This is a genomic window from Vibrio sp. vnigr-6D03 (assembly GCF_002835515.1).
Lineage (GTDB): Bacteria > Pseudomonadota > Gammaproteobacteria > Enterobacterales > Vibrionaceae > Vibrio > Vibrio penaeicida.
In genome coordinates, this window is the sequence record NZ_PIZL01000019.1 from 240,423 (window position 1) to 257,047 (window position 16,625).

Below are 16,625 nucleotides of genomic sequence, written 5' to 3' on the forward strand. Positions count from 1 at the left end.
GAAATTAGATATTTAAGAAAGATTAAAGATAAAAGGTAACTAGATGGAAGAGCTAGGAGGAAATATAAGAAGGGGTAAATTGGCGAGCAAGAAATCTTAACATGCCCGCCATCCAAGCAGCAGTAAGCGAGATATCATTATGTTGTACTAGTGTGGAAATGGGCTTATCTCATGAGCCACATATCTAAATTAGCATATTCAAATATAAGTACGATGAATTATTCAGCATTTTGCGACTGAGTTATTTTTTAGCGTTTCAAAATTTATCATCGTTACATTTTTACACACTTTTGCTGATTATTGCGTCTAAGCAAGAAGATCCAAAATGATCTTGCTGCCTTAATGAAATCCACACTGTCATTTTTTCGACTTGTAATCGAAGCCAAATTGTCACTTCTCCGTCATAGCATAACCTTGCCTCCTCCATAAATGTGCAGACGTAAGGTTCTCTCATTCAAGCGCCTTAATTAGTCGGTTCATCAATGGATTAGGTAGTTAAAGCGCATTAGATGTAAATGGTTGAACTCCCAAACTTACGCTCTTAAAAATTGATTAGAGGTTCGCATGACAGTAAGCAGTCCATTCAAAATCCCAAGGAAAACCCCATTTGGAATTGGTGAAGCCGTTGCAGAATGGGCAACAGGGCTCAATCAACTCGACAAATTCTATGCTCAACGTCCAGTAGGATGTGATACCACGCAATTCCTTCGTTTCACATTGGAGAAGTTGGGGATTGAATATCAGCTTTTGCAAGGCACATTAGAAAAAGTTCCGAAATCGGGGGCAACCGTTGTGGTTGCTAACCATCCACTTGGGTGTGTCGAAGGGGTAATACTGGCAGAGCTTCTTCTGACAATTCGATCTGATGTTCAAATTTTGGCAAACCAGTATCTTAAAACGGTGCCAGAATTGGATAAGCTATTCATTGGCGTGGATGTATTTGAAGGTCGAGAAGCTCACAAAGCGAACCTCAAAGCATTGCGTCAAGCACACCGGCACTTAGCCAATGAAGGGATACTGCTGGTTTTCCCAGCGGGAGAAGTGTCTCGGATAGAAAGAAAACGGGCAAAAGCGCAAATACAAGACAAAGAGTGGAGTCGTTCTGTCAGCTCTCTCATCAAAAAGAACAAAGCTGCCACAGTGCCATGCTTTATTGATGGTCAAAACTCTCGTCGTTTCTACATGGCTGGAAAGATTCATCCCTTGCTCCGTACGCTAATGCTAGGACGAGAGCTACTGAACAAACGTCAATGTAATATCGGAATCAGCATTGGCGACGCCATTCAGTACAAAGAAGTTCACTCCCTTTGTGACTCTCAGCTGATCAATTATCTGCGCCTAAATACTTATCTTTTGAAACCAGCAAATTCAATTAAGCACTACACCTCTCCTTCAACAACCGGAGATATATATAGTAATGCCATTCCAATTGCGCCTCAGCTTCCAGTACACGAGCTATTAGACGACCTGAAAAGCCTTCCAGATGAAGCGCATCTTTTGGATAGCAATCAATTCTCCGTATATTGTTGCCATTCAAAACGTATCCCAGCCCTTTTACATGAAATCGGTCGAATGAGAGAAGAGAATTTTCGGTTGGTAGGGGAAGGCACGAGGCGAGAGCTAGATTTAGATGCCTTTGATAAGGAGTATCTGCACTTATTTGTTTGGGATAACGATAAAAAGTGCCTAGTAGGTGCCTATCGCCTTGGCGTTGTTGATCACCTAATGCAAAACGGTGGGCTCAATGCACTCTACTCTCGAACCTTGTTCCAGTATAAACAACGATTCATTCAAAAAATGAGCAAAAACGGCAAATGTATTGAAATGGGGCGTTCGGTTATCGCCAAGGATTACCAACGCAGTATGAGCGCTTTATTATTGTTATGGAAAGGGATCGGAACATACATTCAGCGAAACCCTGAATACACCCACCTTTTTGGTCCAGTGAGTATCAGCAACGATTACAGTGACAAAGCAAGAAAGCTACTTGCTGAAACGATGACAATGCACCATTACGATACAGATAGCGCGCATTATGTTAAACCCACTAACCCTCTGAAAGATGAAAGCAGTGTGTGGAACCCCAGTATGCTTGCGGCACTAGGAGATCTTCAACTTCTCTCTAGAGTGATCGCTAGAATAGATGATGGGAAGACGTTACCAGTATTGCTGCGCCAATATCTTGCTCTCAACGGAAAATTAGTCAGCTTCAACGTCGATCCTGCATTCAACAATGCGCTTGATGGGCTAATTCTTGTTGATCTTCGAAATGTACCAATAAAAACATTGGCAAGGTATATGGGGCTAGAGAACGCGCAGTGCTATCTAACAAGGCACGCCTCCAATGAGCATAATTAAATGCGAATAACATTGAAGAATCAATACTAAGCCGGACGCTAGGCGTTCGGCTTAAAGACCGTAAAAATAAATTTACACAGCCAACTCAAGTAGAGATATGTCAATCAAGTTACATTTATTGTTCACTCTTACATCAATTGCTAGCATCTTTACTAGACGCACGCACATATGTAAATGGATGTATATAAATGGCATTATCTCCTCAGGACCAGCAAACGCTTCAAGAATTCTTTGAATACTGCAAAACACACCAATACAACAATATTGGTTACCCTGTTGCAGCAGACTTTAACTACAAAGAGCTCGATGAGTTCTGGCAGTTTTCATTTAATAACTGTGGAGATTGGGCTGAAACATCAAACTACCGATTGAATTCTTTTTACTTCGAAAAAGAAGTGATGGCGTATTTTGCAGATAAGTTTCAATTGCCCTTTGATGAGTCTTGGGGGTACGTGACCAATGGTGGTACGGAAGGCAATATGTATGGGTGCTACCTAGCGCGCGAAATGTTCCCCAACGGTATCTTATATTTCTCGGAAGATACGCACTACTCTGTCGCAAAAATCGTTCGCCTATTAAGAATTGAACACCGAGTCGTAAAAAGCCTTCCAAATGGCGAAATGGATTACAGCGATCTTGAAAAACACATTGCTTCGAATGGAAAAGCCAACCCAATAATATTCGCTAATATTGGCACAACTCTATACGGCGCTACGGATGACCTCAGCAAAATTAAGCGCATCTTATCGAGCGCTGGTTTCCAAAGGGACGAATACTACCTTCATGCCGATGCGGCTTTTCATGGCATGATCCTACCTTTTGTCGACACCCCACAGCAATACTGCTTCTCTGATGGTATCGACTCCATTTCTGTTTCTGGTCATAAGATGATTGGGGCTCCTATTCCTTGTGGCATTGTGCTCACCAAGAAATCCTACGTAGACAATATCAGCGTTGCCGTGGATTACATTGTCGCTATCGACAAAACCATTACAGGATCCCGTAATGGCTTAACACCATTAATGATGTGGCATGCCATCAAAAGTAGCACTGAACAGGAAAAAGAGTTACGCGTTAAACGCTGCCTTAGGTTAGCCGAATACGCCGTAGAAAAACTTCAGAACAAAGGCGTTGCGGCTTGGTGTAACCCAAACTCTGTTATTGTGGTATTCCCAACACCTACAGAAGCCGTATGGCGTAAGTATGGGCTTGCGAATTCAGCTAAGCATGCACATCTCATCATTACAGGACACATGATCGATAACACCGAACTATTAGAGCAACTGATTGAAGATGTTGCAGAAGATACTCTCAGTCTTCAGCCTACATGCAGCTAACTTGAGAATGGTGTGATTTTTAAAAGCAACAAAGTGTAATCATTCTCATTTATATGCCATTAAGCTCTTAGGGTTGATATTGTCCCCTTAATTTTTATATTCAACAAATTAAGGGTATAGAGTGAATAAGGCGGTTATAGCGGCATCTTTCTCAAGTATTGTGTTAGTCGGTTGCGGTGGTGGAAGCGGGGATACCAACTCTTCCACTCACCCTACAGCCAAAAGTAATTGTGGCGAAATTCACTTAAATAGAGGTTATAGCAACACCGAATTGGTCAGTTCTTATTGGGGAACACAAGAGCAACAATCAAGGATCCTTTCTAGAGTACACCCTAGCGCCTTCAGCGGGTCGGTGGATACGACATTAACCTCCAGTTCAGCCCAATGTCAGCAAACCATCGATGCATTAAGCGGTTATGCCTACCATACTTGGGAAGGAGAGTCGCAAGGTAACTTAGCTACAGGCGAGCAGTTTTATTTTAAACCCACCCTTCGTGTCCAATACGATCTCCCACCGGTCGAGTCGTATCAAAAATGGGTCGAGGATAGCAAACCAGAATTCGTGAATACCACTATCAACAAGGTAGAGCTCTATTCTGTCGTTGCTATTGGTAGTGGCAGCAGTTATCAAGATTTTAGACCATCAAACTCAGAAGCCATGTACTTAGCGGAACTTCCGCTTCAATGCACAGTAGCTTTACCTACCTCAGTAAAAATTACGGAGAGCTCGCCTAAGTCCATCGCGGATATACAGGTTGCGAATATAGACACTCGATACTGTAGCGAGCCTACTGATGGTGTAATTAATAACAAAAGAGAATTGGTCAGAAACTGTATATCAGCCTCTCCAATCACAGAAAAAACACCAGTCAGCTGTACTTTCAACAATGCCAAGGTTGGTGTTCCCGACAACAAAGGTAACTACTTTCCAGCTTATGTTTCTGGCAGCGTGACTCGAGAGCAAGGTCAAGACTTTGTATTGCAAGTCAATAAGGTGGAGTATTAAATTTGAAATTTAAGGCGGCGATAGCTTTTGAGTTTACAGCTTCAGCTAGCAGCTTTGTAACTCTAAAAGCACCTTCAGATGCCGATGAGCTTGCGTTCGAAGATGTCATCCTTAGAGGTACTTGTCCGGGGATGAACCCGACTTTAGCCTAAACTGATTCAGTTGCCCCTCATATCTCTGAGGGGCAACTTACCTTAAAAGTGATGTTCATATCACTTTGAATTCCACATAAAGCACTAGTTAAGAACAATATTCTGGCTTGATATCCCACCCTTTCTAGCACAATTATCTTTATCGCCTTACCAAACAGAATTCGTAAGAATAATCAATTAATCAAAGCTCTAGCGCATTATTTTTATTCTTCATTATTTGTCTTTATGCTGGCTAAAAACCATGGAACAGGATGAATAACAATGACAATAAAACAATGTGCCGCCAAAGTGCTCATTGCCTTAGCCGCAATATCTTTACCGTTAAGTGCAAGTACTGCTGAAAAGATCTACCGATTAAAGTTGGCTGAAACTTGGGGACCGAATACCCCAATACTTGGAGACGCCACTAAAAATATGGCGAAATTAGCAAAAGAAATGTCCAATGGTCGCCTCGATATTCGCGTGGACTCGGCAAACAAGCACAAAGCACCTCTGGGCATTTTTGATATGGTCAAATCAGGTCAATACGATCTGGGGCATTCCAGCTCTTATTACTGGAAAGGTAAAGTGCCAAACACATTGTATTTCTCTTCTATGCCATTTGGCATGATGTCTACAGAGCAATACGCGTGGTTTTACCGAGGCGGAGGCATGGAGCTCATGCAGCAGGTGTACGCTCCTCATAACTTGCTTTCTTTCCCCGGCGGCAATTCCGACATTCAAATGGGTGGCTGGTTTAAAAAAGAAATCAATTCCGTCGACGATCTAAAAGGCTTAAAGATCCGCATTCCAGGGTTTGCTGGCGAGGTGATGGCTCGAATTGGCGCAAAACCAACCAATATCGCACCAGGTGAGCTTTATACTTCATTGGAACGAGGCACAATTGATGCGCTCGAATGGGTTGGGCCGGCATTCGATTTACGTATGGGTTTTCAGAAAATTGCCCCTTACTACTATTCAGCATGGCATGAGCCTGGAAGTGAAACCCAATTTCTAGTGAATAAAAGAGTGTGGGAAAAGCTACCTAAAGATCTTCAGGTTATTTTAGAAACGGCATTCCGAGTGACCGCTTTCGATATGTATAACCAAGCACTGGATGCAAACGCCAATAGTTGGGCAACAATGAAAAGCGAATACCCAGACATTAAAGTACGTGATTTCCCGCCTTCAGTACTTAAAGCCATGCGCAGCGCCACTGATGAGTTGCTGCAAGAGCAAGCCAACAAAGACGCGCTTGCAAAAGAAATCATTCAATCTCAAGCAGACTATTTGAAGAAGGCGAGAGCATGGACCGATATATCGCTGAAAGCTTACCTCAATTCCGATCAACAGTAAGATAATCCAACCTAAAAAACACAAAGAAAAAGAGCCGCATTGACGGTTCTTTTTCTGTTTAGAGCACGCTTAAAAGCCGAGGAGTCATTTTTACCTTCATACTCAAAACAGAGATTCAGGTATGAGGTAATCTATCAATAGCCACTCAAGTATGACCTTGAAAAGTATTGTGCAACCATAAATGACGAGGTGATAAATATGCTAGGAGAAGATCATAGTTTAATCGTCGATTTTCCTGAGTTGGAAACGACAATTGTAGAACTGATGCAGTCCGATGCTGAATTTGCGGAAGAGAACAAAAAGTATACCGCCCTAGATAAGGAGATTAGAACGTTAGAACTCAGAAATGCTCCTATTGATGACGATGAAATGCACCGCATGAAAAGTGAACGTGCTTTTCTAAAAGACGCCTTATATAGAAAGATCACTAGCAGCTAATACTTATAGAGTCTGCGTTATACGAAAAGAGCCATCAGTTTAAAGATGGCTCTTTTGTTTTCTTAGAGCATAGCCCGTTATTCGACCGTCACCGATTTCGCTAGGTTACGAGGCTGATCGACATCTGTCCCTTTAATCAAGGCAACATGGTAAGACAACAGCTGCATTGGCACCGTGTAGAAAATGGGGGCAATCACCTCGTCGACATGTGGCATTGTAACGATTTTCAGTCCATCGCTTTCTTCAAAGCCCGCTTCCGCATCAGCAAAGACATAAAGCTGCCCACCACGCGCACGCACCTCTTCGATGTTGGATTTAACTTTTTCAAGTAAATCATTGCTTGGCGCTACAACAATAACTGGCATTTCAGCATCAATCAGAGCAAGGGGACCATGCTTCAGCTCCCCTGCGGCATAAGCTTCAGCGTGAATGTAGGAAATCTCTTTAAGTTTTAGTGCTGCTTCAACAGCGATAGGGAAGAATTCACCTCGACCTAAAAATAAAGAATGATGTTTATCTGCGAAATCTTCCGCCAGCGATTCAATAACTGCATTGCTTGTTAGTGCATTTTCCAGCTGAACGGGTAATTCATTAAGAGATTTAACGATCTCCGCTTCTTTAGCGAGATCTATCGTCCCTTTTTGCTTACCCAGTGCGGTAACAAACATCAGTAATGATGCGAGCTGAGTTGTGAATGCCTTAGTTGATGCGACCCCAACTTCTGCTCCTGCGCGCGTCATGAAAGCAAAATCAGATTCGCGAACCAAAGAGGAACCCGGCACGTTGCAGATCGTCATTGCTGCCATGTAACCTTTCTCTTTTGCGAGGCGAAGTGCCGCCAATGTATCTGCGGTTTCACCTGATTGAGAGATGGTAATGAGGAGGCTGTTAGGTCGAGTAACAAATGGGCGGTATCGAAATTCAGAAGCAATTTCAATGTCACAACTTACTTTTGCCAATGACTCACACCAATATTTCGCCACCATGCCAGCATTAAATGACGTACCACAAGCGACAATCTGTACATGTTCAACTTGGTTAAACATGTCTGCGCTATTTGCGCCAAACGATTCTAAAAGAATAGAGTTACCAGTGACTCGCCCTTCTAAGGTGTCTTTAAGAACAACAGGTTGTTCATGTATCTCTTTTTGCATGTAATGGCGGTATTGACCTTTGTCCGCCGCATCTTGCTCAACCGTAGACTCTTTCGCTTCTCTCTCGACCGACTCCCCGTTCACATCGAAAATATTTACATCACGGCGGGTAATTTCAGCGACATCACCTTCCTCAAGGAAGATAAAACGCCGTGTCACATTCAACAAAGCCAATTGATCGGAAGCCAAAAAGTTTTCTCCAACCCCTAGCCCAATAACCAGTGGGCTGCCTGAACGCGCAACAACTAGCCTTTCCGGTTGCTCTCGATCAACAACAACCATTCCATAAGCCCCTTCTAACTGCTTCACAGCAGATTGAACGGCTTCAACCAATGAACTGGCTTGCTTCAATTCAAGGTCAACAAGATGCGCGATGACTTCAGTGTCCGTTTGAGAATGGAATGGATACCCTTGCGCTTGTAGCTTTTCTCGCAATATCTGGTGGTTTTCAATAATACCGTTGTGCACAACCGCGATGCGTTCGTTGGACATGTGTGGGTGTGCATTGGCTTCAGAGGGTTCACCGTGAGTCGCCCAACGAGTATGAGCCAGCCCCGTACCACCTGAAAACGCATTCAAGTCGATGCTATCTGCTAAGTTCTGAACCTTCCCAACCTTTCGTAAGCGCTGAATATTCGAATTGGCATCGATAACCGCAATACCAGCCGAATCGTATCCTCGGTACTCCAGTCGTTGTAATCCTTGTAACAAAATTTCAGCAACATCGCGTTGCGCAACTGCGCCTACAATTCCACACATAGTAACTCCGATTTCTAATTGTATTTTTTGGGGTCTTTCGACCTAGCAAGCAAGTTAGCTAACTTGAATAACTTTAACGTTATGAGATTCAATGATCGCAACAGACTCAGCCTTAACCTGGTCGTCTGTTACAAGCACATCTATCTCTTTCCAAGGTAGCTCAAGATTTGGTATTTTTCGTCCAATCTTCTCAGATTCAACCATCACAATGACTTCTCGAGACACATCTGCCATAACTTTACTCAGCCCCAGTAATTCATTAAAACTGGTCGTTCCTCGATCTAAATCAATACCGTCAGCACCTATAAATAGCTGATCGAAGTCATATGCACGTAAAACAGATTCAGCGACCTGCCCCTGAAACGATTCAGAATGTGTATCCCAAGTCCCTCCAGTCATCAATAAAGTAGGTTCACTTTCCAGCTCATTAAGAGAATTCGCAACATTCAGTGAATTGGTCATGACAACCAACCCTTTCTTTTCATTTAATTGCTGAATTAACGCCCCCGTCGTGCTCCCACTATCGATAACAATTCGATTGTGATCTCTTATTAACTTAGCGGCAGCTTGCGCCAATTTAACCTTACGAACTGAAACTTTGCTTTGAAAGTCATCATGAACCGTTTCTTTTGGCAGTGCGATCGCACCACCATATCTACGAAGTAAAAGACCGCTCTGCTCTAATGTTGCCAGATCCTTCCTTATAGTGACTTCAGAGGTCTCAAATTGATGGGATAGCTCTTCAACACTCACCTCACCGCACTCTTCTACAAGCTTGGAAATTGCGTGTCTTCTTAGTTGTGTATTTCGCTTTGACATTTCGAATCGATACTTAAAGTTTCACTTTGAAAGAAATATAGTCGATCTGAAACATAATTGTCTATTTTTTTTACAGCAAAAAATAAATCAATTTGCGTCAAAACCTTGTTCTAAGACAACCCAGACCCGTGATAATTACGAAATTCGGTGGTAGAATCCGCACCCTAAAAGAAAAAAAATTACAGAAATTCACGTTATTTTTTTGCAATCAATTTCAGTTAGGCTGATTTAAATAGGCAAAAATTTACTTACATCAATATCGTTTAGGCTCATACACACTAAACTTGTTGAAAGATTTTGCGATACCAGAGGGCGTTGACGTCTAAAGTTACAGAAAGTCACAACTTACGAAAATGTTGTCATTTTCTTTCTTATGAGCGTTTCCTTTGGTTCACCCAAATTAAAATTGCAACTATACGTACCGGAGAGTATTTTCCATGAAAAAGACCAAAATCGTTTGTACGATTGGCCCTAAAACTGAACCAGTAGAGAAGCTACGCGAGCTCGTTGATGCAGGCATGAATGTAATGCGCCTGAATTTCTCTCACGGTGACTTCGAAGAACACGGCAACCGCATTGCTAACTTCCGTCAAGTAATGAAAGACACTGGTAACCAGCTAGCGATTCTTCTCGATACTAAAGGTCCAGAAATTCGTACTATCAAACTAGAGAACGGCGACGACGTTGATCTAGTAGCTGGTCAAGAATTCACTTTCACTACAGACGCAACAGTTGTTGGCGACAAAGATAAAGTTGCAGTAACTTACGCAGGTTTCGCTAATGACCTGACAGCTGGTAACACTATTCTTGTAGACGATGGTCTAATCGAAATGGAAGTTATCGCAACTACTGAAACTGAAGTTAAGTGTAAAGTGCTTAACAACGGTGCACTAGGTGAAAACAAAGGTGTTAACCTTCCTGGCGTTTCTGTGAAACTTCCTGCTCTATCTGAAAAAGACAAAGCCGATCTTAAGTTTGGTTGTGAGCAAGGTGTCGATTTCGTTGCGGCTTCTTTTATTCGTAAAGCAGAAGACGTTCGTGAAATCCGTGAGCTTCTAAACGCAAACGGCGGCGAATACATCCACATCATCTCTAAGATCGAAAACCAAGAAGGTGTTGATAACTTCGACGAAATTCTTGAGCTTTCTGATGGCATCATGGTTGCTCGTGGCGATCTAGGTGTAGAAATTCCTGCAGAAGAAGTTATCTTCGCTCAGAAAATGATGATCGAGAAGTGTAACCGTGCTCGTAAGATGGTTATCACTGCCACTCAAATGCTTGATTCTATGATCAACAACCCACGTCCAACACGTGCGGAAGCAGGCGATGTTGCCAACGCAGTAATGGACGGTACTGATGCCGTTATGCTTTCTGGCGAAACTGCGAAAGGTAAATACCCTGTAGAAGCAGTAACGATCATGGCTCAAATCGCGAACCGTACAGATTCAGCGCTAGAAGCTGAGCTAGGTTCTCGCTTAGACAGCCCTCGTCTTCGTATCACTGAAGCAGTATGTAAAGGTGCGGTAGACACAGCTGAAAAACTAGCAGCACCACTTATTGTTGTTGCAACGCAAGGCGGTAAATCTGCTCGTTCAGTACGTAAGTACTTCCCTACGGCGAACATCCTTGCTCTAACAACAAACACGAAGACTGCTGCTCAGCTTGTTCTAACTAAAGGTGTTACACCAGTCGTTGTTGAAGAAATCAGCAACACAGATGCATTTTATGTACGCGGTAAAGAGCTAGCGCTTGAATCTGGTCTTGGTAAAAAAGGTGACATCGTTGTTATGGTATCAGGTGCATTAGTTGCATCCGGCACAACAAACACAGCATCGGTACACGTTCTGTAAGATCAAACAGTTAACATCTGATAAAAAGAGGGCTTAAGCCCTCTTTTTTTATGAAACAAGCTTGCCCCAGTAATCCGCATGGCGTATTATTCAACATACTGAACTGTATGTGGTTAAAAGTGAGACACATTTTAATGTGAGCTCAGTGCGAAAAGCCTACTACAATAAATATGCAATTGAAGTACTAATGAGGATATCGTGTCTAGCCCCACTCTGACTGACAAAGTGTCAAAAATGATTCGCCAAGATATCTTAAATGGCGTTCTTATCCCTGGTCAAAAACTAGTTGTAGCAGAACTCAAGGACAAATATGCAGTAGGAGCTTCACCTATTCGTGAAGCATTAGTTCAGCTTTCTTGGAAGAAATATGTCCGACTTGAACCACAAAAAGGTTGCTGGGTTTCTTCAGTAACGAAAAGTGAACTGTCTGATTTATTTGAAAGTATGAAAATTGCGTCGGCTCATTTGCTTAAAAAGGCAATCCAACAAGGTGACGAAAATTGGGAATTGGAAGTACTGTCTGCATTCCATAAACTTTCCCGTATTCAACACACGGAAAATGCATTCGACAATTCAGAATGGGAAGAGCGCCACCAACGCTTCCATACTGCATTATTAGAAGGCTCTGACGCCCATACCATGTATGGTTTTTTCCTTGAGCTCGATAATCAATTAAAGCGTTACCGTTATGTTGCATTAAACTCAGATAAATTTGAGTCAAATACCTTCATTAACATTGACGAGCATGAAAGCTTGATGAAACTGGTTCTGGCCAAAAATGAAGCACAAGCGCTTCAAGTTATGGACAAGCACTTGGACAATACCCAACGCAAAATTGAATCCGTTTTGCCTGAAGAAGAATAACCCCTCTTTTAAAAAAAACGCTGAGCCATGGCTCAGCGTTTTTATTTGTTTTTCACTCAAAATTCTTATGTATCGATTTCGCTTTGTTAAGCAATTTCATCGTTACTCAAACACACTGATACCTTATTCCGCCCCTGAGTTTTTGATTCGTACAGTGCTATATCCGCGCATTTATAAGAACGTTTTGTATCGCTGCACACATCTGTTACACCTGCACTCACCGTTACTCGGTTAGAAGGTTCCAGCTCTATAGAGACTCTCAGTCGATTCATCAGTACTTCTGCTTGTTCAACCTGTGTATTCGGTAAAATAATGGCAAATTCTTCACCACCAATTCGAGCTAAAAAGTCTGTTTCTCTTAATTGTCCTTCCATAGAATTCGCAACACTTTGGATAACCCTATCACCCTCATCATGACCAAACTGATCGTTTACGCGTTTGAAATGATCGATATCCACTAATACCAAACAAGATGGGGAAGAGTAGCGCTCGACCAACCGAGTTTGTTTAAACAACTCTTGATCAAACTTCCTTCGATTCCAACATCCCGTGAGCGCATCTTTCTCACTCAGCTGACGTAACTGCTCTTCAAGGTGTTTGCGTTCTGTAATATCAAACAGCGAAAGAATGTAATATTTCGAACGAGCATTTTCAGAATCAATCGATTGAATTCGAGTTAGGCTAATAAAAATATCACCGCAGGATTTGTTATTCTCTAATTCTCCTTCCCAAAACCCAAAGTCTTTCAACCCTTCCGCTATTTCAATGATCTGATCATTACTGTGTTTACCACATAACAATTTGAGTGCGTTCCGCCCAACAAGCTCATTATTTGTAAAGCCCGACAAATTCTCAAACTCTGTATTCACTTGAATAATGCGATGACGTTTATCCGCAATGATTACCGCCGACATGCCATGCAAAGCGGCAATGGCTAACTTACTTTCTAAGTTACGCTTCTTATACAGGTAAATAAAATACGCAGTCGGAATGGCAAATAAGAAAATCCATACTAATACATAAGTAAACTGCTTCATTAAATTGGACGTTTGCAGCTTAATGCCTGCCTCAAGCTGTTCTTGTTTCACTTCTATAAGCAGCTTAACTTCGCCTTCTTTAAAGAATTCGACTTGGTAGAAAACCAATAGATTGCCATCCTCAATGGCGTGACCACGTCTACTGTTCTTTATTTTCTGCCAAGCTTCTGGATGAGTCACCGCAAGATTGTATTTCTGTCTTTCAGGTATTAGAAAGCCAAAAAGTTTCTGACGATCTTTACTCACTAAATAGTCCCCATCTTTGGTGACGACTTCTGGCATTAGTTGCGAACTGGGTGAATATTCGATCACTGACATCAAAAACCAAACATCCAATACGAAAACTAGGTAGCCAGCACGCTCCCCTAAAGAGTAAATGGGAGTGACTATTTCAAGAACTGGGCTGAAACTGGATTCTTCGACATGCTCCATAGCTCGGATCGTTAATCCATAACTGGCAATATCGTTGGCGTTTAAGGACTCTGAGAATTGAAAGAGAGGAGTATTTTGATGATCTGCTAAATGATGTCTAGCCTGAGCACTACTTGCTTGGAAAGAAAAATCAACGGCGATAGATTCCTTTCCTTTGTTATCCATGTAATAAATACTTTTAAACCATTGCTGGCTCGATGCTATCGACATCCAAAGCTCTTCAACCAACACTCGTCGACTTTGAATAGGATATTCGACATAGTCGTATAAGAAACGATTACCCCGTAGAAGTTCCATAGTCGCACGCAGCTGAACCTCTATCTCGTTGAGTTCTCGCTCAGAAAAAGCCATCTGATGCTGGGATTGGCTAATCAACTGATCGATATGTTGATCCACTAATTGATTGTATCGCTTGTGGTACATAAGCGCAGCGCCAGAAGACAGAATGAGGCATGTGAGAGCAATGTAAATAACAAGATTTTTTACTTTCACAGATGACCTCAAAAACCAATAACCGAATCATTACACGACGAAACGAAAATACGCTGTCTGCAAGTATATAACCAAACTCTATAAACAGGTTAGATCCGCTTGATTTTTATACAAACAATAAAAAGTTATGAGATCAGACTACCTTTAGAAGGTGCAATATAACAAAAAAGCCACTTCTCTAAAGAAGTGGCTTGCCTCAAAGATACAATTGGTTACGCTTTCAGCGAATGCTTACCTCGCGCAATTCCGACAACACCGCTTCGAGCGACTTCAATAACTTCCGTTACTTCCGTCAACGCGTTGATAAATGCGTCTAATTTTTCACTTGTTCCTGCCATCTGAACCGTGTACTGAGAGGCCGTGACATCTACGATTTGACCCCGGAAGATATCCGCAGTCCGTTTAACTTCTGCACGTGCAAAGCCGTCGGCTTTCACCTTAATTAACATGAGCTCTCTTTCTACGTGTTCAAGATCAGTAACTTCTTGAACCTTCAGAACATCGATCAATTTGTGCAATTGCTTTTGAATTTGTTCCAATTGCATTTCACTTGAAGTGGTTGTGATGTTCAAACGAGATAACGTCTCATCATCTGTAGGTGAAACCGTCAGCGATTCAATGTTGTACCCGCGCTGAGAAAACAATCCCACAACTCGAGACAAAGCACCCGGCTGGTTTTCCAGTAGTAGTGAAAGTATATGTCTCATATTAAGTTCTCTCCGTCTTGCTTAGCCACATCTTATCCATACCCTCGCCTTTAATTTGCATTGGGTATACATGCTCAGTCTCATCGACACTGATGTCGACAAATACCAATCGGTCTTTCATATCCAGTGCTTTTTGCAAGCCTGACTCCAGTTCGTCTGGAGAAGAGATACGAATACCAACGTGACCATAAGCCTCTGCGATTGCTGCAAAATCGGGAACAGAACTCATATAGGAGTTAGAATGACGACCTTGATAAATGATGTCTTGCCACTGCTTAACCATGCCAAGGAATCGGTTATTTAGGTTAATAATTTTGACTGGAATGCCGTATTGAAGCGCTGTAGAAAGCTCTTGGATATTCATCTGAATACTACCATCACCCGTTACCACAACGACTTCTTCATCCGGATTGGCAAATTTCACTCCCATTCCAGCAGGCAGACCAAAGCCCATGGTTCCCAAACCACCGGAATTGATCCAGCGACGTGGCTTATTAAACGGATAGTAAAGCGCTGCAAACATTTGATGCTGACCAACGTCCGATGCTACAAAGGCATCCCCATTTGTAAGCTTATGCAGAGTTTCAATGACCTCTTGAGGCTTAATACATTCTGGTGACTTTTCATACGCGAGGCAGTTTTTGTCTTGCCATACTTTAATCTCGCTCCACCATTGCTCTAACGCAGCTTCATCATTGGATTTATCTTGTTCAACAAGCAATTTAACCATGGTTTCCAGCACTTTCTCTGCTGAACCTACAATGGGTAAATCCACTTTCACATTTTTAGAGATAGACGACGGATCGATATCAATGTGCATTATTTTGGCGTTGGGGCAATATTTCTCAAGGTTGTTGGTCGTACGATCATCAAAACGTACACCTACACCAAAAATTAAGTCAGCATTGTGCATCGCCATATTGGCTTCATAATGCCCATGCATTCCCAGCATACCGAGTGCATTCTTGTGTGTCCCCGGAAACGCGCCCAGCCCCATTAGCGTACTAACGACAGGTAAATTCAATGCCTCAGTCAGCTTAAATATATGCTCATGCGCTTCAGAAATAACCGCACCACCGCCAATGTAAAGGACTGGTTTCTTAGCCTCTAATAGTGCTTTAAGAGCCTTCTTGATCTGCCCTTTATGACCAGAAGTCGTTGGCTTGTAGGAACGCATTCCTATTGTTTTTGGGTAGCTATACGGAAGCTTGATTTGAGGATTCAGAACATCTTTCGGCAGGTCAATAACCACAGGGCCAGGTCGCCCAGTCGTCGCAATATAAAACGCCTTTTTGATGGTTTCTGGGATATCTTCTGCTTTCTTCACTAGAAAGCTGTGTTTTACGATGGGACGAGAAACACCAACAATGTCGCATTCCTGAAAGGCATCATTTCCTATCAGGTTGTTTGGTACATTACCTGAAATAACGATCATTGGGATAGAGTCCATGTATGCCGTCGCAATACCTGTCACGGTATTGGTAGCACCAGGACCAGAACATACCAGTACCACACCGGGTTTACCGGTAGAGCGAGTATAACCATCAGCCATATGCGTAGCGGCTTGCTCATGTCGTACTAATACGTGTTTGATTTGTTCAGTTTTTGCATGCAGAGCATCGTAAATATCAAGTACGGAACCACCTGGGTAGCCGAAGATTTGTTCTACTTGCTCTTCAATCAGAGATTGCACAATCATCTCTGCGCCGGACAACATCGCCATATTTTCTCCTTATCAAACACCTTGCAGTAAGGTCAACTGCTGAGTTTGATGTCACATAGTCTAGGGCTTATTCGTAGCCTATTCGAAATACTTCCAATTTTTCATCTATGTACTCTTTATCAGTCATAACCAATAAAAAGATCACATTTGAACTTTACATCC

General features: G+C 42.4%; 13 protein-coding genes. 8 read left to right on the forward strand and 5 right to left on the reverse strand.

Annotated elements, in window-relative coordinates:
• Positions 1-564: 564 nt before the first annotated feature.
• The 6 genes from CW749_RS16210 (at position 565) to CW749_RS16230 (ending at position 6,626) form a co-directional block, all read left to right on the forward strand.
• Positions 565-2,358: a GNAT family N-acyltransferase gene (locus CW749_RS16210; RefSeq protein ID WP_101113308.1), complete on the forward strand. Its 1,794-nt coding sequence runs from the start codon at positions 565-567 to the stop codon at positions 2,356-2,358.
• A 188-nt stretch (positions 2,359-2,546) separates the two neighbouring features.
• The gene (locus CW749_RS16215) at positions 2,547-3,695 is read left to right on the forward strand and encodes a histidine decarboxylase (protein WP_101113309.1); all 1,149 of its coding nucleotides are present in this window, start codon (positions 2,547-2,549) and stop codon (positions 3,693-3,695) included.
• Positions 3,696-3,816: 121 nt separating this feature from the next.
• On the forward strand, positions 3,817-4,701 hold the full coding sequence (locus CW749_RS16220; RefSeq protein ID WP_101113310.1) for a hypothetical protein: 885 nt from the start codon (positions 3,817-3,819) through the stop codon (positions 4,699-4,701).
• Between the two features lie 2 nt (positions 4,702-4,703).
• Positions 4,704-4,853 carry a hypothetical protein gene (locus CW749_RS28225; protein WP_180958427.1) on the forward strand — a complete coding sequence of 50 codons (150 nt, stop codon included), beginning with the start codon at positions 4,704-4,706 and terminating at the stop codon, positions 4,851-4,853.
• Positions 4,854-5,114: 261 nt separating this feature from the next.
• Positions 5,115-6,188, forward strand: coding sequence for a TRAP transporter substrate-binding protein (locus CW749_RS16225; RefSeq protein WP_101113311.1), 1,074 nt, complete (start codon positions 5,115-5,117; stop codon positions 6,186-6,188).
• 198 nt (positions 6,189-6,386) lie between these two features.
• Positions 6,387-6,626: a YdcH family protein gene (locus CW749_RS16230; protein ID WP_101113312.1), complete on the forward strand. Its 240-nt coding sequence runs from the start codon at positions 6,387-6,389 to the stop codon at positions 6,624-6,626.
• Positions 6,627-6,703: 77 nt separating this feature from the next.
• Here CW749_RS16230 and glmS read toward each other — a convergent pair whose 3' ends face one another.
• Together glmS and CW749_RS16240 are read right to left on the reverse strand one after the other, a co-directional pair.
• On the reverse strand, positions 6,704-8,539 hold the full coding sequence (glmS, locus tag CW749_RS16235) for a glutamine--fructose-6-phosphate transaminase (isomerizing) (protein WP_101113313.1): 1,836 nt from the start codon (positions 8,537-8,539) through the stop codon (positions 6,704-6,706).
• A gap of 54 nt (positions 8,540-8,593) precedes the next feature.
• Positions 8,594-9,358 (reverse strand): DeoR/GlpR family DNA-binding transcription regulator, encoded by a 765-nt coding sequence (locus CW749_RS16240; RefSeq protein WP_101113314.1) that lies wholly within the window; start codon positions 9,356-9,358, stop codon positions 8,594-8,596.
• Between the two features lie 437 nt (positions 9,359-9,795).
• Here CW749_RS16240 and pykF point away from each other — a divergent pair, with 437 nt between their 5' ends.
• Together pykF and CW749_RS16250 are read left to right on the forward strand one after the other, a co-directional pair.
• Complete coding sequence (pykF, locus tag CW749_RS16245; RefSeq protein WP_101113315.1) at positions 9,796-11,208, forward strand: pyruvate kinase PykF; 1,413 nt, start codon at positions 9,796-9,798, stop codon at positions 11,206-11,208.
• Positions 11,209-11,406: 198 nt separating this feature from the next.
• Positions 11,407-12,072: a GntR family transcriptional regulator gene (locus tag CW749_RS16250; RefSeq protein ID WP_101113316.1), complete on the forward strand. Its 666-nt coding sequence runs from the start codon at positions 11,407-11,409 to the stop codon at positions 12,070-12,072.
• Between the two features lie 86 nt (positions 12,073-12,158).
• On the opposite strand, the gene CW749_RS16255 is transcribed toward CW749_RS16250, so the two are convergent.
• The 3 genes from CW749_RS16255 to CW749_RS16265 all read right to left on the reverse strand — a co-directional run bounded on the left by CW749_RS16255 (position 12,159) and on the right by CW749_RS16265 (position 16,463).
• The gene (locus tag CW749_RS16255; protein ID WP_101113317.1) at positions 12,159-14,033 is read right to left on the reverse strand and encodes a sensor domain-containing diguanylate cyclase; all 1,875 of its coding nucleotides are present in this window, start codon (positions 14,031-14,033) and stop codon (positions 12,159-12,161) included.
• Positions 14,034-14,245: 212 nt separating this feature from the next.
• Positions 14,246-14,740, reverse strand: coding sequence for an acetolactate synthase small subunit (gene ilvN, locus CW749_RS16260; RefSeq protein WP_101113318.1), 495 nt, complete (start codon positions 14,738-14,740; stop codon positions 14,246-14,248).
• 1 nt (position 14,741) lies between these two features.
• The gene (locus CW749_RS16265; RefSeq protein ID WP_101113319.1) at positions 14,742-16,463 is read right to left on the reverse strand and encodes an acetolactate synthase 3 large subunit; all 1,722 of its coding nucleotides are present in this window, start codon (positions 16,461-16,463) and stop codon (positions 14,742-14,744) included.
• Positions 16,464-16,625: the final 162 nt, after the last annotated feature.

Coding starts and splice junctions, on each gene's coding strand:
- CW749_RS16210 (WP_101113308.1), top strand. CDS start 565: ATGACAGTAAGCAGTCCATTCAAAATCCCAAGGAAAACCCCATTTGGA.
- CW749_RS16215 (WP_101113309.1), top strand. CDS start 2,547: ATGGCATTATCTCCTCAGGACCAGCAAACGCTTCAAGAATTCTTTGAA.
- CW749_RS16225 (WP_101113311.1), top strand. CDS start 5,115: ATGACAATAAAACAATGTGCCGCCAAAGTGCTCATTGCCTTAGCCGCA.
- CW749_RS16230 (WP_101113312.1), top strand. CDS start 6,387: ATGCTAGGAGAAGATCATAGTTTAATCGTCGATTTTCCTGAGTTGGAA.
- glmS (WP_101113313.1), bottom strand. CDS start 8,539: ATGTGTGGAATTGTAGGCGCAGTTGCGCAACGCGATGTTGCTGAAATT.
- CW749_RS16240 (WP_101113314.1), bottom strand. CDS start 9,358: ATGTCAAAGCGAAATACACAACTAAGAAGACACGCAATTTCCAAGCTT.
- pykF (WP_101113315.1), top strand. CDS start 9,796: ATGAAAAAGACCAAAATCGTTTGTACGATTGGCCCTAAAACTGAACCA.
- ilvN (WP_101113318.1), bottom strand. CDS start 14,740: ATGAGACATATACTTTCACTACTACTGGAAAACCAGCCGGGTGCTTTG.
- CW749_RS16265 (WP_101113319.1), bottom strand. CDS start 16,463: ATGGCGATGTTGTCCGGCGCAGAGATGATTGTGCAATCTCTGATTGAA.